General features: G+C 44.8%; 22 protein-coding genes. 18 read left to right on the top strand and 4 right to left on the bottom strand.

Annotated features, from left to right (window positions below; translation table 11 throughout):
- Positions 1–184 precede the first annotated feature (184 nt).
- The 10 genes from ACLROL_RS09880 (at position 185) to ACLROL_RS09835 (ending at position 9,537) form a co-directional block, all read left to right on the top strand.
- The gene (locus tag ACLROL_RS09880; protein WP_087209037.1) at positions 185–2,188 is read left to right on the top strand and encodes a TIM-barrel domain-containing protein; all 2,004 of its coding nucleotides are present in this window, start codon (positions 185–187) and stop codon (positions 2,186–2,188) included.
- 17 nt (positions 2,189–2,205) lie between these two features.
- Positions 2,206–2,844 (top strand): endonuclease III domain-containing protein, encoded by a 639-nt coding sequence (locus ACLROL_RS09875; protein ID WP_087200699.1) that lies wholly within the window; start codon positions 2,206–2,208, stop codon positions 2,842–2,844.
- A gap of 13 nt (positions 2,845–2,857) precedes the next feature.
- On the top strand, positions 2,858–3,679 hold the full coding sequence (locus ACLROL_RS09870) for a putative ABC transporter permease (RefSeq protein WP_318255615.1): 822 nt from the start codon (positions 2,858–2,860) through the stop codon (positions 3,677–3,679).
- A 138-nt stretch (positions 3,680–3,817) separates the two neighbouring features.
- Positions 3,818–4,030 carry a FeoA family protein gene (locus tag ACLROL_RS09865; RefSeq protein WP_413067753.1) on the top strand — a complete coding sequence of 71 codons (213 nt, stop codon included), beginning with the start codon at positions 3,818–3,820 and terminating at the stop codon, positions 4,028–4,030.
- Positions 4,031–4,141: 111 nt separating this feature from the next.
- Complete coding sequence (gene feoB / locus ACLROL_RS09860) at positions 4,142–6,142, top strand: ferrous iron transport protein B (RefSeq protein ID WP_087200703.1); 2,001 nt, start codon at positions 4,142–4,144, stop codon at positions 6,140–6,142.
- A gap of 79 nt (positions 6,143–6,221) precedes the next feature.
- On the top strand, positions 6,222–6,599 hold the full coding sequence (locus ACLROL_RS09855) for a heavy-metal-associated domain-containing protein (RefSeq protein ID WP_087200705.1): 378 nt from the start codon (positions 6,222–6,224) through the stop codon (positions 6,597–6,599).
- Between the two features lie 55 nt (positions 6,600–6,654).
- On the top strand, positions 6,655–6,840 hold the full coding sequence (locus ACLROL_RS09850) for a FeoB-associated Cys-rich membrane protein (protein ID WP_087200707.1): 186 nt from the start codon (positions 6,655–6,657) through the stop codon (positions 6,838–6,840).
- Between the two features lie 64 nt (positions 6,841–6,904).
- Positions 6,905–7,267 (top strand): heavy-metal-associated domain-containing protein, encoded by a 363-nt coding sequence (locus ACLROL_RS09845; RefSeq protein WP_087200709.1) that lies wholly within the window; start codon positions 6,905–6,907, stop codon positions 7,265–7,267.
- Between the two features lie 180 nt (positions 7,268–7,447).
- Positions 7,448–8,650, top strand: coding sequence for a class I SAM-dependent rRNA methyltransferase (locus ACLROL_RS09840; RefSeq protein ID WP_288723994.1), 1,203 nt, complete (start codon positions 7,448–7,450; stop codon positions 8,648–8,650).
- 14 nt (positions 8,651–8,664) lie between these two features.
- Entirely contained in the window at positions 8,665–9,537 is an 873-nt protein-coding gene (locus tag ACLROL_RS09835) for an aldose 1-epimerase family protein (protein ID WP_287447865.1), read from the top strand.
- Between the two features lie 23 nt (positions 9,538–9,560).
- On the opposite strand, the gene ACLROL_RS09830 is transcribed toward ACLROL_RS09835, so the two are convergent.
- Both ACLROL_RS09830 and ACLROL_RS09825 read right to left on the bottom strand, forming a co-directional pair.
- Positions 9,561–10,502, bottom strand: coding sequence for a radical SAM protein (locus ACLROL_RS09830; protein WP_246599112.1), 942 nt, complete (start codon positions 10,500–10,502; stop codon positions 9,561–9,563).
- Positions 10,502–11,299: a Cof-type HAD-IIB family hydrolase gene (locus ACLROL_RS09825; RefSeq protein WP_087200732.1), complete on the bottom strand. Its 798-nt coding sequence runs from the start codon at positions 11,297–11,299 to the stop codon at positions 10,502–10,504. Before ACLROL_RS09825 ends, ACLROL_RS09830 begins: the two co-directional genes overlap by 1 nt.
- Before the next feature lie 171 nt (positions 11,300–11,470).
- On the opposite strand from ACLROL_RS09825, the gene rpiB reads away from it, so the two are divergent.
- The 3 genes from rpiB (at position 11,471) to ACLROL_RS09810 (ending at position 14,049) form a co-directional block, all read left to right on the top strand.
- Positions 11,471–11,917, top strand: coding sequence for a ribose 5-phosphate isomerase B (gene rpiB / locus ACLROL_RS09820; RefSeq protein WP_087200734.1), 447 nt, complete (start codon positions 11,471–11,473; stop codon positions 11,915–11,917).
- Positions 11,918–11,944: 27 nt separating this feature from the next.
- Positions 11,945–12,367 carry a bacteriohemerythrin gene (locus tag ACLROL_RS09815; RefSeq protein WP_087200736.1) on the top strand — a complete coding sequence of 141 codons (423 nt, stop codon included), beginning with the start codon at positions 11,945–11,947 and terminating at the stop codon, positions 12,365–12,367.
- A gap of 149 nt (positions 12,368–12,516) precedes the next feature.
- Complete coding sequence (locus ACLROL_RS09810; RefSeq protein ID WP_413067752.1) at positions 12,517–14,049, top strand: nitrite/sulfite reductase; 1,533 nt, start codon at positions 12,517–12,519, stop codon at positions 14,047–14,049.
- A 53-nt stretch (positions 14,050–14,102) separates the two neighbouring features.
- On the opposite strand, the gene ACLROL_RS09805 is transcribed toward ACLROL_RS09810, so the two are convergent.
- Both ACLROL_RS09805 and ACLROL_RS09800 read right to left on the bottom strand, forming a co-directional pair.
- The gene (locus ACLROL_RS09805) at positions 14,103–15,458 is read right to left on the bottom strand and encodes a hemolysin family protein (RefSeq protein ID WP_287447868.1); all 1,356 of its coding nucleotides are present in this window, start codon (positions 15,456–15,458) and stop codon (positions 14,103–14,105) included.
- 322 nt (positions 15,459–15,780) lie between these two features.
- Positions 15,781–16,119 carry a hypothetical protein gene (locus ACLROL_RS09800; RefSeq protein ID WP_087200743.1) on the bottom strand — a complete coding sequence of 113 codons (339 nt, stop codon included), beginning with the start codon at positions 16,117–16,119 and terminating at the stop codon, positions 15,781–15,783.
- A 113-nt stretch (positions 16,120–16,232) separates the two neighbouring features.
- On the opposite strand from ACLROL_RS09800, the gene ACLROL_RS09795 reads away from it, so the two are divergent.
- From ACLROL_RS09795 to spoIIID, 5 genes are all read left to right on the top strand, one after another.
- A complete protein-coding gene (locus tag ACLROL_RS09795; protein WP_413067751.1) occupies positions 16,233–16,904 on the top strand; it encodes a metallophosphoesterase in 672 nt (223 codons plus the stop codon).
- A gap of 47 nt (positions 16,905–16,951) precedes the next feature.
- On the top strand, positions 16,952–17,968 hold the full coding sequence (gene bsh, locus ACLROL_RS09790) for a choloylglycine hydrolase (protein WP_087200747.1): 1,017 nt from the start codon (positions 16,952–16,954) through the stop codon (positions 17,966–17,968).
- A 1-nt stretch (position 17,969) separates the two neighbouring features.
- Positions 17,970–18,689: a hypothetical protein gene (locus ACLROL_RS09785; protein WP_413067750.1), complete on the top strand. Its 720-nt coding sequence runs from the start codon at positions 17,970–17,972 to the stop codon at positions 18,687–18,689.
- A gap of 217 nt (positions 18,690–18,906) precedes the next feature.
- Positions 18,907–20,595 carry an SWIM zinc finger family protein gene (locus ACLROL_RS09780; RefSeq protein WP_413067749.1) on the top strand — a complete coding sequence of 563 codons (1,689 nt, stop codon included), beginning with the start codon at positions 18,907–18,909 and terminating at the stop codon, positions 20,593–20,595.
- Between the two features lie 108 nt (positions 20,596–20,703).
- The gene (spoIIID, locus tag ACLROL_RS09775; protein WP_087200759.1) at positions 20,704–20,961 is read left to right on the top strand and encodes a sporulation transcriptional regulator SpoIIID; all 258 of its coding nucleotides are present in this window, start codon (positions 20,704–20,706) and stop codon (positions 20,959–20,961) included.
- Positions 20,962–21,165: the final 204 nt, after the last annotated feature.

Here is a 21,165-nt window from a genome sequence, read left to right as displayed (position 1 = left end):
AAATGAGTGCCAAAGAATAAACGAAAAAGACAGCGAATAAGAATATTATTCGCTTAATCATTTTCACAATATATTGTCATTAATGGAAAATTAGCACAAATCTGAAGAAGTGTCAATAGAAAATTCGCTTAACAGAAAAAGCATTTGATGTTAAAATGGAGAAAATTGCAGGAGGAAGATGGAAATGATCAGAAGATATGTATTTGGTAATATGATCGAGACAGAGGCTGTTTTGAATAAACCTGAAAAAAGCGAAGGACCGCTTCCATATCTGGAAGTAAGGGAAGAGAAGAAGTCATTTCTTTACCGGATGGATCCGGAAGAAAGGATCTACGGACTTGGAGAGAACGTGCGGGGCATCAATAAAAGAGGATGGATCTATGAGAGTAAGTGCAGCGACGACCCGGAGCACAGGGAGGATAAACATGCACTTTATGGAGCACACAATTTTTTTGTGGCGGATGGAAAAGAGCCGTTTGGTGTGTTCATCGACTACCCAGGTATCCTGACATTTGATGTTGGATATGAAAAAAGCGATGAACTTCGGATCACGGCGTCGGACTGGAACCTGGAAGTTTACATTATCACGGGAGAAAATGTGAAAGACATCGTAAAACAGTTCCGCCGCCTGATCGGGAGAAGCTATATCCCGCCGCTTTGGGCTTTTGGATATGGGCAGAGCAGATGGGGATATAAAAGTGCTGATGATGTGAGAGAAGTGGCCAGGAAGCACAGGGAACTTGGCATAGGACTGGACAGCATTTATCTGGATATCGACTACATGGAGCGGTTCAAAGATTTTACTGTCAATGAGGAGACATTCCCGGATTTTCCTGATTTTGTAAAAGAGATGGAAGAAGAACACATCCATCTTGTGCCGATCATCGATGCCGGAGTCAAAAAGGAGGAGGGCTACCCGGTCTATGAGGAGGGAATGGAGAAAGGATATTTCTGTAAAAAAGAGGACGGCACCGAGTTTGTGGCCGCCGTGTGGCCGGGCAAAGCGCTTTTCCCTGATATGTTAAATGAGGAGGCCAGACAGTGGTTCGGAAACTGGTATCGGTTCCTTTTGGATCAGGGGATCGAGGGATTCTGGAATGATATGAACGAACCGTCTATATTTTATACAGAAGACCGCCTGAGCGACGTCATGGAAAAGATTAAAGAGTACCAGGGGAAAAATCTGGATCTGAATACTTTTTTCGAATTCCAGGGGCTTGTGACCGGACTGTCCAACAATACGAAGGATTACAAGTATTTCTATCACGAAAAGGACGGGGAAAAGATCCGCCATGACCGGGTTCACAATCTGTTTGGATTTGCCATGACAAGGGCGGCAGGAGAGGCGTTTGAACGTCTGGAGCCGGAAAAGAGGATTCTTATGTTCTCAAGATCTTCCTATATCGGAATGCATCGTTACGGGGGAATCTGGCAAGGAGACAATATGTCCTGGTGGTCCCATCTGCTTCTCAATATCCGGATGATGCCGTCATTAAATATGTGCGGCTTCCTGTATACGGGAGCGGATCTCGGAGGCTTTGGGGCGGACACGACGGAAGATCTTCTGCTTCGTTGGCTTGCCTTTGGCATTTTTACACCCCTTATGAGAAACCATTCCGCCATGGGAACCCGCAGACAGGAAGTCTATCAATTTGACCGCATCGAGGGATTCAGACATATCATCGGGCTTCGGTACAGACTGATTCCATATCTGTACAGTGAATATATGAAGGCGGCTGTCCGTGATGAGATGATGTTCCGGCCGCTTGCGTTTGACTATCCGGAAGACCGTTATGTGCTTGATGTGGAAGATCAGCTCCTGCTTGGCGAGGAGATTATGCTGGCGCCTGTCTATGAGCAGAATGCAAGGGGCAGATATGTGTATCTTCCGGAAGCTATGAAGATGGTTCGCTTCTGCCAGGACGGCACTCAAAAGGAGGAAATCCTTGCCGCAGGGCATCACTATGTAGAGATTCCGCTCACAGAAGTGGTGTTCTTCATCCGGCCGGGACGTCTTGTTCCACTTGCAGGGCCTGCTGTGTGTACGCAGGAGATTGACTTTGAAAATTTGACATATATTTCCTATGTGGAAAAGGGAGAAGCACTCTATGAATATTACCGGGATGACGGATACGAAAAAGATTACGATAATCCGGATCATATCACAGTCATCCGTGTACAGAAATAATAAAGGAAGGAAAAAAGATGACAAAGAAAAAACTGACACTTGAAGTGATCGAAAGACTGAAAAAAGAATACCCGGATGCCGAATGTACACTGGACTACAACGAAGCATGGAAACTTCTGATCAGTGTGCGGCTTGCGGCGCAGTGTACAGACGCCAGAGTCAATGTAGTAGTTCAGGATCTGTACGCAAAATATCCAACTTTGGAAGATGTGGCCGACGCGCCCGTGGAAAATATTGAGGCGATCGTAAAACCATGTGGGCTAGGAAAGAGCAAAGCCAGGGATATCAGCGCGTGCATGAAGATTTTGAGAGATGAGTACGGCGGGAAAGTGCCGGACGATTTCGACGCACTTTTGAAGCTCCCTGGAGTAGGACGAAAAAGCGCGAATCTTATTATGGGAGACGTTTTCGGGAAGCCTGCCATCGTGACGGACACACACTGTATCCGTCTTGTCAACCGAATGGGGATCGTAGATGGGATCAAGGAACCGAAAAAAGTTGAGATGGAACTTTGGAAGCTTGTTCCTCCGGAGGAAGGAAACAGCTTTTGCCATCGTCTTGTATACCATGGACGGGAAGTCTGTACGGCCAGGACGAAACCGTACTGTGACAAATGCTGCCTGGCAGATATCTGCAAGAAAGCAGGAGTAGAATAAAAGAGAGGAGAATATGGTGTATCAGTATACAATTACCGAGTGGATCTTATTTTTCTTCATTTACAGTTTGATCGGATGGATATGGGAGTCCTGCTATGTATCTCTGAAAAAAAGAAGATGGGTCAACCGCGGATTTATCCACGGCCCATTCCTTCCGATCTATGGGACGGGAGCCATCGTCGTGCTGCTCTTTACCATCCGGGTGCGTGACAATGCGTTTTTGATCTTTTTGCTTGGCATGATTGGGGCAACAGTCCTTGAATATGTTACCGGAGCCTGTATGGAGAGGCTTTTTCGGATGCGCTACTGGGACTACAGCAACAAGAAATACAATGTAAACGGGTATATTTGCCTGACGTCCTCTCTCGGATGGGGAGCGTTCTCTGTCCTTCTTGTGATGGGCATCCATGTGCCTGTGGAGAGAGCCGTCCTCTGGCTTCCACAGATGGCAGTGGATGTGGCGGCTGTCTTGCTGACTGTCATCTTCACGGCAGACTTTACTCAGTCCTTCAACGAAGCGATGGATCTAAAAGAAATCGTTGTCCGTCTGGCTGAGAAAGACGAGCGGATCCGAAGGCTCCAAAAAAGGGTGGAAGTTATCTCTGCTGTGGCGGAAGATGACTTCCAGCAGTATCAGACCCGCGTAGAAGAGAAAAAGGAAGAACTCTTAAAATGGAAAGAACAGTTTGAACAGGAAATGCGAAATCTGGGAATGCATAAGGAAAAAGTATACCGCCATGCATTCAAAGTGCTGCACCGCAATCCTGGCACTGTCTCTAAAAAATATACGGATGCTCTCAGACAGATACAGGAAATTTTAAAGAAAAGGAAATAATGAAAATTTTCAAATAATTATTGACAACTTACTGAGGTTAGCTTATACTAATCTCGTAAAAAATAGAAAATATAACGTATGCATTTCGAAATAAATCATCTACAAATAAAGGAAATAAATTTACAAGGAGCGAGTCATATGAATCTGCTGGAAGCCAAAGAGGGAGAAGAATATATCATAAAAGAAATCATAACCGATGATGAAGAACTGAACGCTTTTTTGTTCTCCTTGGGATGTTACAGCGGCGAACCGATTACGGTAATTTCTCATATAAAAGGGGGATGTGTAGTCTCCATTAAGGATGGACGTTATAATATTGATAGTGATCTGGCGCAAGCTATTTCCATATAAATATATTAAAAAGTAGTGAGCCAGATCACTATTTTTACACAAATGTTAGTTGTGTTTAACCGTATTAAATTAGTTAATGCTAATTAGAAGAGAGAAGGAGGAGGTTGCATTATGAGGATTGCTTTTGCGGGAAATCCTAACAGTGGAAAGACAACCATGTACAATGCTCTGACCGGCAGAAACGAACATGTCGGGAACTGGGCAGGTGTTACGGTTGAGAGAAAGGAAAGCACAATCAAAAAAAGTTATTACGATGGATTGGAGGAGATGATTGCGGTAGATTTGCCGGGAGCATATTCCATGTCACCATTTACCTCTGAAGAAAGCATTACGAGCGGATATGTAAAGAACGAAAAACCGGATGTGATCATCAATATCGTAGATGCCACAAATTTGAGCAGAAGCTTATTTTTTACCACACAGCTTTTAGAATTGGATATACCGGTTGTGGTTGCGCTAAATAAAAGTGATATCACTGAAAAGAAACAGACTCAGATCAATGAAAAACTTTTGGCCGAAAAACTGGGGTGTCCGGTAGTTAAGACGGTTTCAACAGAGTCTGGGCATGAAGGATTGAAAAAAGTTGTAAGCGAAGCGATATCTTTAAAAGGGAAACAGCAAAAAGCGCCATATGTACAGCCAGATATCAATCTGAAAAATAAAGCTGCTGTAGAAGCCGCTGACAGGAAACGTTTCGAATTTGTCAATGGTATTGTGAAACAGGTAGAAAAGAGGAAGGTCTATACAAAGGATAAAAATGTACAGGATAAAATTGACAGTGTGATTACCCATAAGATTATAGGCATCCCGATTTTTGCGGGGATTATCTTTTTGGTGTTCTACATATCCCAGACTACTTTAGGAACATGGATTGCAGACTGGCTTGTTGCCTGGATCGAAACCTTCCAGGGCTGGGTCGGAGGTCTGATGGAGAATACGAATCCGCTTCTGCAGGCACTCCTGGTAGAAGGCATTATTGGCGGTGTCGGCGCCGTTGTTGGGTTCCTCCCGTTAGTCATGGTTATGTATTTCCTGATCGCCTTGCTGGAAGATTGTGGATATATGGCGCGGGCAACTGTAGTGTTGGATCCGATTTTTAAACGGGTTGGACTTTCCGGCAAATCTGTGATACCGATGGTAATCGGTACAGGATGTGCAATTCCGGGCGTTATGGCATGCCGTACTATTCGGAATGAAAGGGAACGCAGAACTACGGCTATGCTGACCCCATTTATGCCTTGTGGGGCAAAGATACCAGTTATTGCTTTGTTTGCGGGAGCGTTTTTCGCAGATGCATGGTGGGTTTCTGCGACAATGTATCTGGTTGGTATTGTTCTCGTATTGTTAGGCGCATTGCTTGTTAAAAGAGTTACAGGTCAGAAGTATAGAAAATCATTTTTTATTATGGAACTTCCAGAGTACAAACTGCCGAGCCTCAAACGGGCATGCGTGTCTATGTTAGAACGCGGCAAGGCTTATATTGTAAAAGCCGGAACAATTATTCTGGTATGCAACACAGCAGTACAGATCATGCAGAGCTTTAACTGGCAGTTTCAGCTTGTGGAAGAAGGAGCGGAAAGTACGTCTATTTTAGCATCTATTGCCCATCCGTTTGCAATTTTATTTATTCCGCTTGGATTCGGGGTATGGCAGCTGGCCGCAGCTTCAGTGACAGGTTTCATAGCAAAAGAGAACGTGGTGGGTACTCTGGCAGTTGTTTATGGTGTTACAAATCTAATTGATACAGACGAACTGGCATTGGTTGGAAGTGGAAGTGAAGTTGCAACGATTATGGGGCTCACAAAAGTAGCAGCCTTAGCATACCTGATGTTCAATCTCTATACACCGCCATGCTTTGCAGCTCTTGGTGCAATGAATTCAGAAATGAAAAGCGGAAAGTGGCTGTTAGGAGGTATCTGCCTTCAGCTTGCGACGGGTTATACGGTAGCGTTTTTTGTATATCAGATCGGTACGTTGATCACAACAGGTTCTCTTGGCACAGCTTTTGTCCCAGGGTTGATAGCGGTAATAGTATTTGCTTTGATCATCCTGTGGAGAATACGTAAGTCTGATAAAGAATTTGCAGCACAGTATAGTTTACATTCTGCATAATTGTAAATGTGGTAAGGTATATGGCGGCGGGCAGAGCAGGATAGCTTTGTCTGCCGTTTGTCATTCGGGAGATGGATATATGGAAAATTTGATTGCTGTTTTTATTTTAATAGTAATTGTCGGAGGGGCAGGCACATATTTGATTAAAGCGAAAAGAAGCGGAGTGAAATGTATCGGATGCCCGGCAGGAGGAGCCTGCTCGGATAACAATAAAATAAAAAAGAAGAAACTGGAAGGACCCGTAATTGCAAAAAAGACCATTGTTATTTCAGGAATGCACTGTGCACATTGCGTGAAGAGTGTGACAGACAGTCTGAACCGGATAGATGGAGTCGCTGCCCGGGGCAATCTTTCCAAAGGCTGTGTGGAAATATTGCTTGACCGGGAAGTGGAAGAATGTGTTATGATTAGTGCAGTGGAAAAGGAAGGATTTTCAGTTGATTCGATTCGGAGCTAGTACTTCAAAATCTGTTAAAAAGCTAAAACCAAGGAGAGATAGAAGGAGGGGGCAGATGATCGGTGATATTTTGGATATTCTCATCCTTGTACTGATCATTGGATATTGCGCGTTTATTATTTATAAACATCAGAAAGATAAAAAGAGTGGAAAAGGCGGATGCTCCGGGTGCAGCGGATGCCAAAGCTGTGGTGGAAACTGTTCCTTAAACGGAGGCTGTTCCTCTCATGGAAAAAGATAGAAAGGCTGATATCAAAAATAAAAAAGTTTGATTCAGGAAAAAATCAGTACGGGAAGGAAATATCATGGCTGACATTATCATATTGCTGATCGTTCTTGTCGTCATTATATTTGCGGTAAAAGGGACGATCAAACATTTCAAAGGCGAAGGCCCGTGCTGCGGAGGCGGCGGAAAAGGGCTTGTTGATTCGACGAAAAAAACGTTGGAACATCCGGAAATCGGGGAAAAAACGGTAAAGATTTCCGGAATGCACTGCGACCATTGTGTCAGCAGCGTGACGGCAGCTATCAACAAGATTGACGGAGCTGTGGCAAAAGTAAATCTGAAAAAAGAAGAGGCAGTCGTTTCCTACGACCGCCAGATTTCGGACGATGAAATCCGAAACGCTGTGGAAGATGCAGGGTTTACGGTAGTATCTATCTGCTAGCAGATCAGAGGGCAGAAGGCCAGGATGAGCCTTCTGCCATTTTTGTGCGATAAGCCTGGCAAGCAGCCGCCATGCTTCCCCTATTCGATTCCCTCCATTCCATTTGCAGGGGAAATATGCTATGATAGGGATGTTATAAAACGGTATTAGACAGAATGATGATACAGGAGATCAAAGAGTATGAGTTTTGCAGTTGTTATATTAAAAAAGGGAGAAGGAAGGATGTTGAAAGCCGGCGGCGCATGGATTTTTGACAATGAGATTGCGCACGTTCTTGGAACATATGAAGACGGAGATATCGTCATTGTAAAAGATTTTGACGGATTTGCCATGGGGCGAGGGTTTATCAACAGAAATTCCAAAATACGGGTGCGGATGCTGACGAGAAATGCAGACCAGGAAATCGATGAGGCATTTTTCAGAAGACGCCTTGCCGACGCCTGGGAATACCGGAAAAAGACAGTGGACACTGGAAGCTGCCGGATCGTCTTCGGGGAAGCAGACTTCCTTCCGGGCATGGTCATAGACAAGTTTTCGGATGTTCTCGTATTTCAGGCGCTGGCTCTTGGAATGGACCGATACAAAGAGCTTCTGATCCGGCTTTTGAAAGAAATCCTTTTGGAAGACGGGATACATATACGGGGCGTGTATGAGCGCAGCGACGCCAAGGAAAGAGAAAAAGAAGGACTGAAAAAAGTAAAAGGATTTTTCGGAGATGAGTTTGACACGAACGTACTGATCGAGGAAAACGGGGTAAAATATATTGTAGATGTGAAAGACGGACAAAAGACAGGATTTTTCCTGGATCAGAAATATAATCGTCTTGCGATCCAGAGGTTATGCAAAGACGCGCGTGTCCTGGATTGCTTTACCCATACCGGTTCTTTTGCCCTGAACGCTGGTATTGCAGGGGCAAAAAGCGTTTTGGGTGTGGATGCGTCGGATCTGGCGGTGGAGCAGGCTCGGAAAAATGCAGAGCTAAACGGTCTGGAAAAGAGCGTGTCATTTCTGAGCGCCGATGTATTTGAGCTTCTGCCGGAACTGGAGAAACAAGGCGAACAGTACGACGTCGTCATCCTGGACCCGCCGGCTTTCACGAAATCAAGAAGTTCGGTCAAAAATGCTGTGAAAGGATATCGGGAGATCAACATGAGGGGGATGAAGCTCGTAAAAGACGGGGGCTATCTTGCTACCTGCTCCTGCTCTCATTTTATGGATTATGAGCTGTTTACAAAGACGATCGCGCAGGCCGCTAAAAGCGTCCACTGTCGGCTCAGACAGGTGGAATTCCGGACACAGGCACCGGACCATCCGATCCTCTGGGCGGCGGATGAATCGTATTATCTGAAGTTTTACATCTTCCAGGTATGCAAAGAAAAATAAAAGGAGCGAGGAATATGTATCGCATTTTTAACAAGGAATTGACTGTGGAGATCACAGCACAGGGAGCGGAGATGAAATCGCTGAAGGATAACTCTACAGGAGTGGAATATCTCTGGCAGGGAGATCCGAAGTACTGGAAACGGACATCTCCGGTCCTGTTTCCGCTGGTAGGAAATTACAAAAACAAGGAAAGTATTTATAAAGGGCAGACATACACCATGTCCCAGCACGGATTCGCACGGGATATGGAGTTTGATCTTGTATCTCAGACAGAAAATGAGATCTGGTTTTCTTTAAAGGACACGGAAGAAACAAAGAAAGTATACCCGTTTTCTTTCTGCCTGTCCGTAGGATACCGTTTGGAAGGAAGAAAGGTACGGGTTCTGTGGAAAGTGGAGAATATCAATGAAGAGACGATGTACTTCTCCATCGGAGGACATCCGGCATTTCAGTGTCCGGTAAATGGAAAAGGAGAACAGACGGACTACAGCATCTGTTTTGATACCGACCAGACGCTGACCAGCAGCGTCATCGGGGAAGGCGGCCTTCTCACGGAGAAGAAAGCGCTGTATCCGCTGGAGAACCGAAAGATGCGGATCACAAAAGATCTGTTTTCTCAGGACGCGCTTGTTATAGAAGGGAATCAGGCCCACCAGGCGGCTCTGGAAGATCCGGACGGAAAAGCATATGTGAAGGTGGACTTTGAAGCGCCGCTTTTTGGCATCTGGGCGCCGAAAGGCGGAGAGGCGCCGTTTGTCTGCATCGAACCGTGGTATGGAAGATGTGACAGAGCAGATTTTGATAAAAAGCTGGAAGAGCGTGAGTGGGGAAATGCCCTTGCGCCGGGGCAGGTCTTTGACGCATCCTACACGATCACTCTGGCATAAGTATTTCATGAGAACGTTCCAAGTCAGATACCTTCCAGATTGAAAGGCGGGGTATATTCTTCTTTGGCGCTTGATTTTTCCTGCATATATCCTTCGGTAAGACCAAGAGAAATGGCAGTGTCAAGCACTTTCCTATATTCGTATGTCGTGATGCGGCGGTTGATCTCCGGATATTGGTCCGCTTTGTAAAATGGTGTATACTGGCTTAAGAGACTAAGAAGATAAGAACCTTTTTTCAAATGTTTTTCCATCCAGTGAAGAAGCTGGATGGAATCTTCTTTTTGTCCGGGAAGTACCATGTGACGGATGATGACGCCTTGCTTCATGACATTGCGTTCGTCAAAGACAGGCGCTCCGGTCTGCCGGATCATTTCCTGAATGGCAGCAGAGGCGTGGGAAAAGTAGTCTTTTGCCTGAGAATAGCGAAGGGCAGTCTCATTGCTTCGGTATTTCAGATCCGGCAGATAGATGTCCACGAAGCCTTCCATCATCCGAAGCGTCTCCACGCGCTCATAGCCGCCGCAGTTGTAGACGACAGGGATGGTAAGGTCGTCTTTTATCCGGGAAAGTGCACAGAGGATAGATGGGAGATATTGGGTGGCAGTCACGAGACTGATGTTTTCTGCCCCTTGTTCCTGGAGGGAGAGGAAGATTTCGGACAGCCGTTCCGGGGAAACCTCCTTTCCCACTTTTCCTGAGCTGACAGGATAATTCTGGCAGAAACAGCAGCGAAGTGTGCAGCCGCTGAAAAAGACGGTGCCACTGCCTCCGGTACCGCTGATGCAAGGTTCCTCCCAAAAATGGAGAGCGGCTCTTGCAGCCCGTATAGAAGTACCGCAGCCGCAAAATCCCGGTCGGGAAGTCCGGTCGGCATGACACATACGGGGGCAGAGGACACAGTCTTTGTAAAGGGCTTCTGTATCGTAGCATGCGCCATTAAAATCAGATAAAAGAGAGGACATCATTACGCACCTTCCTGTCCGATCGTTCCGTCAAGGATCTGTTCCAGAATCTTTTCCACGGAATCTGTTCTGTGTGTGGCATAAGTCTCCACTCCGGCGGCACAGTCGGACATGGCATAGCTTGTGCCGGCAAACTGCAGCATTTCTACATCGTTAAACTGATCTCCAAAGGCAGCGCACTCTTCACGGGAGATGCCAAAATGATCTGCAAGCCCGGCGAGAGCGGTCCCTTTGTTTGCGTTCGGAGCGATAAAGTCAAACCAGATATTGCCGGATGTGACGATCTTGATGCGGTCTGCGTACTTTTCGGTAAAGTAGCCCATGGAACGGTAAGCGCCGTCAAAATTGCAGATGGCCACTTTGAGGCAGGTGTCCGGAATGAGAGTCAGGTCGTCGGCTAGTATGGTGTCATATCCAACGTGGTTTTTCACATGGTCATACAGGCGTTCATTTCCTTTTTCTACATAACAGTGATCCTTGCAGGAAAAAAGAAGGGAACAGTCAGGCTGTTTCCTTGCGTCCAAAACGATTTCGTTGACAAGATCCCGGTCAATATTCCCTGAAGAGAGGATGGCATTTTCATGCACACAGAGGGATCCGTTTTCCGCTATGTAGGAAATATCGTCGCGGACTGGGCCAAAGAGACGGTACAGGTTGGCATACTGTCTCCCGCTTGCGGCTGCAAAGCGGATGCCTTGCTGTTTTAATGCGTCTATCAGTTCAAAAAGTCTCGGATTGAGGTCCTGGGCGCCGTTTTTGAGAAGGGTGCCGTCCAGGTCGCTTGCAATCAGTCGTATCATAATCTTCCTCCTGGATTTATCATTAAAGTCAGATTCATTATATTTCCGGACGGGGAGTTTGTAAAGGCGAAAGGGAAATCTTCGGGCGAAGAAGGTTGTAAAATAGTAAGGAAACAATTATAATAAGACATACAGACATCTATTATAATTGCAAGAAGGAAGGGAAAAGCCATGAAAATAGGATTAGGAAACGATCATTCAGCGGTAGAGATGAAGCGGCAGGTCGCAGAATATCTGAAAGAAAAAGGATATGAAGTCGTAAATTACGGCACAGATTCTGAGGAGAGCTGCGATTATCCGGTATATGGAGAGAAAGTGGGACGGGCTGTCGCATCCGGGGAAGTAGATTTGGGGATCATCATCTGCGGAACTGGGCTTGGAATTTCACTGGCAGCCAACAAAGTCAGAGGAATCCGTGCGGTCGTGTGCAGCGAGCCATACACGGCGAGACTTTCCAGACAGCATAACAATGCCAATGTGCTGGCATTTGGGGCGAGAGTGATCGGAATCGAGCTGGCAAAGATGATCATAGATGAATTCCTTGGCACAGAGTTCGAGGGAGGACGCCATCAGAGAAGAGTCGACATGATCATGGATATAGAAAACAAAGAAAGATAAACTATTTATATTAAGGAGGAAAAGAAAATGTATGCAGTATTTGACGACAGTCTGGTAACAGGAAACGAAATGATCGATGGGCAGCACAAAGAGCTGATCGAAAAGATTGCATCCCTTGAGGAAGCATGCGAGACGAATCAGGACAAGGCGACAGCAGTGAAGCTTCTGAATTATCTGGCAGATTACACAGATTTTCATTTTGCGGAAGAAGAAAAACTGCAGGAAGAGATTGCATATCCTGGTATCGAAGAACATAAAGCAAAACATGCAGAGTTCAAAAAAGCGGTAGAAGAGCTCCACGAAATGCTGGAAGAAGACGAAGGTCCGACAGATGCGTTTGTGGCACAGCTCAATGAAAAAGTGACAGACTGGCTTTTCCATCATATTAAGGGATTTGACCGTTCCGTGGCAGAGTATAAAAATATGAGAAAGAACAGCGAGATCCTGTAAGAGTGTCAAAGAGGAGGGTACCGGCAGCAGAGGAGCTTACCGGTACCTTCTTTTGGTTGGAGGATGATCCGGAGACAGTATGAAATAAGGAACCACTCTTCTGTATAAAAAAAGGGAACACGTGTACATTAAAAGAAGGAGGAGAAGAAATGGACAAGACAGCAGAACGATTTCTGAAAGACTATGAGTATTTTGAAGAAAAGACAAATGAATTTTATGAAGGGGTGCTTCCGAGAAATGAGTACAAAGGAATCTCCGGAGGATTTGGAAGTTATGCGGAGAAAAGCGGAGAATCGGGAATGCTGCGGATCCGGATACCGGGTGGTCAGCTCACAAAAGAACGATTTCGCTTTTTGATGGAAATGAAGGACGTCTATCATATCCCAATGATGAAATTCACAACCTGTGAGACGATCCAGCTTCACAACCTGCAGGCGTGGGAGATATGCTCCATCGCGGCGGAAGCATTGGAAAATGGGATTATCTGCAGAGGAGGAGGGGGGGATTTTCCGAGAAATGTCATGGTATCCCCCTTGACAGGTGTGGATCCGGACGAAGCTTTCGATGTGATGCCGTACGCAAAGGCCATGTCCGATTACCTGCTTTCTTTTATCGGAAAAGTTACACTCCCGAGAAAACTGAAGGTCTGCTTTTCCAATAACAAGGACAATGTGGTGCATGCCACATACCGGGATCTGGGATTTGTGGCAAACAGCGACCGAACATTTGACGTGTACATTGCGGGAGGACTTGGATTAAAGCCGAAACTTGGCGTGTGTGTGGCAGAGCGCATTTGTCCGGAGGAAGTCCTGTACTACGCAAAAGCGATGGTAGATCTTTTTGTGGAGCATGGAAACTATAAAGTGCGTTCCCAGGCGAGGACGCGTTTCATGCAGGATACGCTCGGAAGGGAAGGTCTGAAAGAGAAATATCTGGAAAAACTTCAGGAAGCGAAAGCAGGGGATGATCTTAGAATCTGTCCGGAAGAGACGATCATCCGCAAGACCGGAAAAGGCGAGATCGTACACAAGAGGGTAATTCCACAAAAGCAGGAAGGATTGTATGCCGTTTCCTACCATCCGATCGGAGGTGTGCCGGACCTGAAAGTAATGCAGAACCTTTACGATGCCATCAAAGAGATGGAGGAGGCAGAAGTACGGCTCTCCACAGATGAGACAGCTTATATCATCAATCTCACGGCGGAGGAAGCCGGAAAAGTATTGGAAATCACAAAAGGCGGGGCAGAGACATGTTTTGAACATTCTGTCGCATGCATTGGAGCAAAAGTCTGCCAGCACGGTCTGCGAGACTCACAGGATCTGCTGCGAAAATGCGTGGAGGCGGTGCGGGAAGCAAACATCCCCGACGGGGCGCTTCCATCCGTCCACATCTCCGGATGTCCGTCATCCTGTGGTACGCACCAGACGGCCGCCATCGGATTTCAGGGCGGAGCCAAAAAAGAAGACGGAGAGATGGTTCCTGCCTTTACTGTCTATCTGAACGGGTGCAGTCTTCAGGGACAAGAAACGATCAGCCAGTCTTCCGGCATGATGCTGAAAAGAAATATACCGAAGTTTTTGACAGAGCTTGGGAAAACGGTGGAAAACTCCGGAAAAACTTACGAAGAATGGGTAAAAGAGCATTCTGAGGATGTCAAGGCCATAGCAGAAAAATATTTGTAAACAAAAAAGCCAGGTGCATTTCGTACCTGGCTTTTGTTAAATGAAAAAAACGGTTATTCTTCTTCCGGATCAGGGGAGTCCGATTTTGACACAAGTGCTGAATGGATCTTTCGCCGGGAAATGGAATCTACATGGATATGAAGCCCACAGGCGTCCACATCAACGGTCGTACCGTCTTTTGGGATCCGCTTCAGGTGGCTGAAGACCATTCCGCCAAGGGTCGTGTAATCTGTAGATTCCGGAAGGTCGATATCAAGTTTTTCTCCGATATCTTCCACGGAAGCCATTCCGGAGATTCGCCAGAGATTCTCCCCTACCTGTTGTATTTCTTCCGGTTCATCCTCATCAAACTCGTCGTAAATATTTCCGAAGATTTCTTCCATCAAATCCTCCAGTGTCACAATACCAGACGTATCCCCGTACTCATTTACCACTACCGCGAAGTGGATGTTTTTCTGCTGCATATCTTTGAAAAGAGTGGAGGCATGTACTGTCTCCGGGATAAAATAAGCAGGTCTTAAAAGCTCTTCCAGATGAATTTCAGCAGCGCCGGTTTCCGTATGATTCCGATCGGAAAGCTTCAAAAGAAAATCACGGGCATACAGGATGCCGATGATATCGTCGCGGTTTTCCCGGTACACAGGAAAACGGGAAAGCCCGGTTTCCTGGATAAGCTTTGTTATTTCCTCTACAGAAGATTCCGCATCGATTGCTTCGATATCAGATTCGTGAGTCATACAGTTGCGGACTATCGTATCGTCAAACTCCAGCACATTCTGGATCCATTCCTTTTCACTGCTGTCGATCGTTCCCTTTTCTTCCCCGAGTTCTACCATCATGCGGATTTCGTCCTCCGTCACAGACTCCTCCTCAGCTTCCGTCTTCATACCGAACAGACGAAGCACAATATTGGTGGAAAATGATAAAAAGGCGATGGCCGGACGCATGACAACAGATACGAAAGACACAACTCCGTAGACGAGGCGTGCAGTTTCCATTGATTTTTGCATGGCGATCCTTTTCGGAACAAGCTCCCCTAAAATTAATGTAAAGTACGACAAAATGATCGTGATGAGCACGACGGAAATCGTGCTGAGCGTTCCAAGCGGAATGGCTGTAAATCCAAGACGATAGTAGATGAAATCAACCATATAGCCGGAAAAATTGTCGGCGGCGAAGGCACTGCCGAGAAAACCGGCCAAGGTAATACCGATCTGGATGGTAGAGAGGAAACCGGAAGGCTCTTCTACCAGCTTCAGGAGCTTCCCGGATGTTTTGTCTCCCTCTTCCGCAGCGTGGCGGAGTTTGGTGGCATTGAGGGAGATAACGGCAATTTCTGCCGCCGCAAAAAATGCATTGAGAAAAATTAAAACTGCCTGTAATAATAATTGTGGTCCTATTGAGTTCAAAATTGATTCTCCTTTATTCATTATTTTTGTAAAATCTTATTTCGCTGTGTTCTGAGATAAAAGTGGAAAGACAGATTGTCTGCCGTATGTTCGATTTACCTCCGAAGCCGTATAAAAATACGCAAAAAGGCATAGCCCGCTGTCCCATGGAACGGCAGACTATACCTTATATCCGTATCTATATGAGATTTTACAAAATTATGATGCTCAGAATCACTGTCGCTTGAGTCGTCCATAAAATTGTCTTTTCATCCTTTCTAAAATAGTTGCATCTATGTGCACTGTCTTGATTATATCGGAGCGGAAACCTTTTGTCAAGGGGTTATGACATCATGACAAGGCGAGCCACGGCGATGGGATCATCTTCCGCAAAACCTTGTGCACAGTAGAGGATCGTGTGGATATATTCTGTGTCCAGACAAAGTTTTTCCGCGATTCCGGCGATATCAAGCCCCTGGGAATAGATATCCAGCACGCGCTGCACGTCAGAAACAACTTTGGCAAGTTCCGGATCCTCAAAATCTGTTGGAGAAGAAGAGTGTTCTTCCTCCGGAATCATAAAATCCTCCAGGCGAAGTTCTTTTTGCTCCGCGTTTTCTGTATAAAAATCATCAGACAGTTCCCAGTCTGATGCGTCAAAAGAATTCGGTAAATCTGACATTTGGAAAACCTCCTTTAAAAATAACTATTTTTATTGTAATATGGACAGCAGAAGAGTGCAAGAAAAAGTATGAAACTGCAAGATGCAGATATGATGTATAGAAAGGGAACAACATGAGATATTATATAGCAGACTGTCATTTTTTCAGTACGATACTGAATGAGAAGATGGACAAGCGCGGATTTGCGGATGCAGAGGAAATGAATGCATATATGATCCAAAGATGGAACCGAAAAGTGCGCCCAAATGATGAAGTCGTGATACTGGGGGATTTCTCAGAGGAAAAGGGAGAAAAGACGAATGCCCTGCTCAGAAAGCTCCACGGGAGGCTGTATCTGATCGAGGGGAACCATGACCATTACCTGGACAATCCCGAGTTTGACAGAAACCGTTTTGTATGGATCAAGTCATACGCGGAGATGAAGGACAACAGGAGAAAAGTGATCCTGAGCCATTATCCCATCTTCTGTTATAACGGCCAGTACAGAAGGGATGAACGTGGGAATCCCAGGACATACATGCTCTACGGACATGTCCACGACAGTATGGATGAACGTCTGGTAGATATGTTTCAGAAGCGGACAAGGAACATCCGAAGGACAGATTTCAAGACCGGACAGGAAGACGGCATTCCCTGCCAGATGATCAACTGCTTCTGCCAGTTTTCGGACTATGAGCCCCTTACTCTGGATGAATGGATTTTTTTTGACAGACAAAGACGGCAAAAGCTGGAAGAAAAAGAGGAAGAATGGTATAGTAAAAACAGAGGAGAAAAAGCAAAATAGTTCATGTAACACATTGAAAATCGTATGTAACGAAGGGAGGCAGGAAAATGTGCACTTGCCTGAAATTTGAAAACGGAGGATTCTACTTTGGCAGAAATCTGGATTTGGAATATTCCTTTGGAGAGCAGGTTGTCATTACTCCCAGGAACTATCCGTTTGTCTGGAAAAGTCAGGGAAGCGCCGGGAGGCATTACGCCATGGTGGGAATGGCCACCGTACTGAGAGACACGCCCCTTTATGCAGATGCTATGAACGAGAAGGGACTTTGTATGGCCGGCCTCAATTTTCCGGGCAATGCCTGCTATCAGAAGGAAAAGGAAGGAGCCAAAAATGTAGCGTCTTTTGAGCTGATCTCGTGGATACTTTCCTCTTGTGCCACGGTCGGGGAAGCGGAAATCCTTCTGAGGCAGACAAACATCACAGATGCGTGGTTTGACCAAAACGTACCTTCGGCACCGCTTCATTGGATGCTGGCGGATAAGGAAAAATGTCTCGTGCTGGAACCTATGGAAGAAGGACTTCGAATCTATGAAAATCCATACGGAGTCCTGACAAACAACCCACCGTTTCCATATCATGAGATAAATCTGCAAAATTATCTGAATGTCACGGCATCCTACCCGGAGAACCGCATGTCCCGCCGGATCGGACTGAAGGCATACGGACAGGGCATGGGAGGAATGGGGCTTCCGGGGGATGCATCTCCCGCATCCAGATTTGTGCGGACAGTATTTTTGAAAGAAACGTCTGTGTGTGCAAAAGAGGAAACCGCAAACGTGACCCAGTGTTTTCACATACTGGATCAGGTAGGCATGGTAAAAGGAGCAGTCCGCACCGAAAAAGGACACTGCGATGTGACGACTTACTCTTCGTGTGCAGGAACGGAAAGAGGAATCTACTATTATAAAACATATGAGAACAATCAGATCCAGGCGGTAGGCCTCGGAGGAGAAGATCTGGAACAGAGCGCGCTTATCTGTTACAAACTGGATCGCTGCCAGAGTATCCGACAGATAAACGAAAGAAATAAAATGACAAAGAACAATCAAGAAAAGAGGAATTGAGATGAAAAATTTATGGAAGAAGTTTGATGAGATCACAGGGGAATGCTACATTGGCATGATTCAAGAAAAGAAAGACACCGGCATTTGGGATAAAGGGTTCGCTACACTGATGGAGATCATACAGTCCGGAAGGGAGAAGGATCCGGATTATGCAAAAGAACTCTTCCTTCTGGATGAAGAGACAGACTATCAGTATGATATTCAGGGCTGGATCGAAGACTACATGGATGAACTTGATATCAACGGGCGGCATCAAGATCTGCGCACGGTCTGCAAAAAACTTATGGATACCTTCTGCTGGGAAGAAGACAGCCCGTCCGAATTGCGTTTTCGCATTGTCTGCTCTTTTTTGGACCAGGGAATGGAAGCAGATGCAATCCGCTACGCAAAAGACTGGGAGAAGGAAGAACCGGACAACCCGCTTGTGGAAGCAGCTCTGATCTACGCACAGATAGCAGCAGATGAACTGGAAGAAGCAGAAGAAAGAGCAAAACGCCTGCTAAATGAAGAGTCTGTATGTGAGGACAAGAATGTCCCGCTTTTCAACGCCGCAGTCAAACTTTATGAGGCAATGGGGAATCAGGAGGCAGCCCGTAAGCTGAACAAAAAGATCGATCAGTACGATGAGCAGTTTAAGAAATACTTTGATCTGGACGACGATCTGGCATTCGGCGATGATTTTGACGACGACTGGGACGAAGACGACGATCTGCCGTTCTGATTTTGATTTGTATTTTTCATATTGGTTTATCAGTGTTTGGAGCAAGCAAAAATACCATACATATGATGGTAACAAAATAGAAAATCCTGTATGGATAATAGTAGGAAATAGAAAGAGGTTAATGTAAGAAAGCAGCCGGGTAAGGCTGTTTTTCTTTTATGAATGTTAAAGAGATGCTATACTAAAAGTAGCCATTTGCAATCGGAGGAAAAATATTATGAAGGGATGGAAAAATTTATTTGGGGAGCATATTTTAGAACGAGGAAGAAATTATTACTATGACGGGGCAGTGACAGAATTCCAGAAAACAAAGAATGGATATCGGGCGATTGTTGAGGGGACAGAAGATTATGAAGTGGAAATTGAGATAGAGGAGGGGAACATTTGTGATATGTACTGTTCCTGCCCATATGCGGAAGATGGTAACTATTGTAAACATATGGCGGCCATCTTGTATAAAATGGAAGAGACAGAAGGGGAAGAAAATGAGATAGAAGAAACCTGGATGGAGCGAAGAATAAGAGCAAGTAAAGAACTGGAAGAAACGATTGAAAAAATTCCGGAAGAAGAGTTGCGTATACTTTTAAAAGAACTGGCTGAGCAAAATGATGAAATCTATAATATGATTTTGACAAGATATGCGGTAAGGATCGATGAAAAACAGATGAACCGGTTAAAACAGGAAGTGGATAATATTGTATATCAGTATGGGGACCGAAGTGGATTTATTGATTACAGAAATGCATGGGATTTTACATCTGCACTGCAGGATTTTTTAAATGAAAATGTAGAGACGCTTATTGAACGAAACTGCTATTTGCAGGCTTTTGAGATGACAAATTATGTTTTTAAAACAATCGGAAATATAGATATAGATGATTCCGATGGGGGAACTTCTTATGTTGCAGATATATGTTATGAGAAGTGGAAAAAAATATTGGAAAACTGTAATGATGAAGAAAAAAATAAACTGTTCTCATGGTTCCTCAGCCATCAGGGGTGCGGATATGTAATTGACTACATGGAAGACTATATGGAGGAGTTTCTGATGAATGAGTTTCAGAACCGTGAAATGTTAGAACGAAAGCTGAAGTCATTAGATGAAATGATAGAAAAACAAAAGTCTTCGACAGATGGTGGAAGTACATGGAGTGTGCATTATGGATATCAGGATAATGTATTAAAACGGTTGGAAATCATGAAAAAATTAAATTATTCTGATGAAGAAATTAAAGAGTATCGAAAGAAAAACCGACAATTTTCGGCAGTGAGAAAGCTGGAAATACAGGAGAATCTTGCCTGTGGAAATATAAATCAGGCGATTGAGATATTACAGGAAAGCAAAAATCTGGATATTGGGTATCCGGGACTGATTTCGGAATATAGCAAACAACTGATCGATTTATATGAAAAGCATTTCGATAAAAAGGCGTATAAAAAAGAACTGCTGTTTTATATTTTTGAATGTCCGCAGAACGATTTAGTTTATATAAATAAATTAAAAGCAATCTGTACAGATGAAGAATGGAGGAAATATCGAGAACGGATATTGGAAAGTAATAAGAATTATTACATTCAGTATCCATTAATGGAAGCAGAAGGATTGTATGAACGAATGCTTGAAAATATGAAAAATGAATTGTTCATATATAGGCTGGATGAATATGAAAAGGTGTTAAAGAAAATATACCCGGAACAGGTAAGGGATATCTATATTTCATATTTATATAAAGAGTCCGAAAGAAGCAGCGACAGGAAACGATATAAAGAATGGATGCGATATTTGAAAAAAATCAAAGGATATCCGGATGGAAAAGAAAAGGCAAAAGAAATTGCAGAAAAATGGCGTGCTATGTATTATCGCCGAACGGCTATGATGGATGAGCTGCGCAAAGCAGGATTCTAAAGAAAATGACGCGCTATACTCCAAACCTGCCATGACCGGGCATACGAAAATGAATAAGGCTTGATTTTTCTGCATACATTGTAAAAATAGTGAGTGCAGAGGAATTCTATGAAGGAATATATCGAAGAGAGGGCAGTGGAGATTGCACATTATATCATTGATCATAATGCGACAGTGAGGCAGACCGCAAAGGCGTTTGGGGTAAGTAAGAGTACGATACATAAAGACGTAACCGAACGGCTTCGCCAGATCAATGCCTCTCTGGCAAATGAAGCGAGAAAAGTGCTGGATGTAAACAAATCAGAGCGGCATATCCGCGGCGGGCTGGCCACACGGGAAAAGTATAAGGGAAAACATTTGTATTAATGAATGATGATAGATGCCGCTGGCATTGTAGGAATAGTGTATATAAGTGACATACTGTCTGCGCCCTTTTGCAAACGGGGCGCAGTTTTTCTGGTTTTCAGGCAGAAAAGCATATAAGCAACCGCCCTGTAAAGCAGAAGTTTGGCGATTTGCTAACTTGAAATTTTAAATTCCAGTGCAGAGTTAAATTCCACCACACTTTGT

The sequence above is a fragment of the Sellimonas sp. genome (assembly GCF_047234585.1).
Lineage (GTDB): Bacteria > Bacillota > Clostridia > Lachnospirales > Lachnospiraceae > Sellimonas > Sellimonas caecigallum.
The sequence above is the reverse complement of the archived record's forward strand: the minus strand, read 5'-3'. Positions and strand labels throughout refer to the sequence as shown.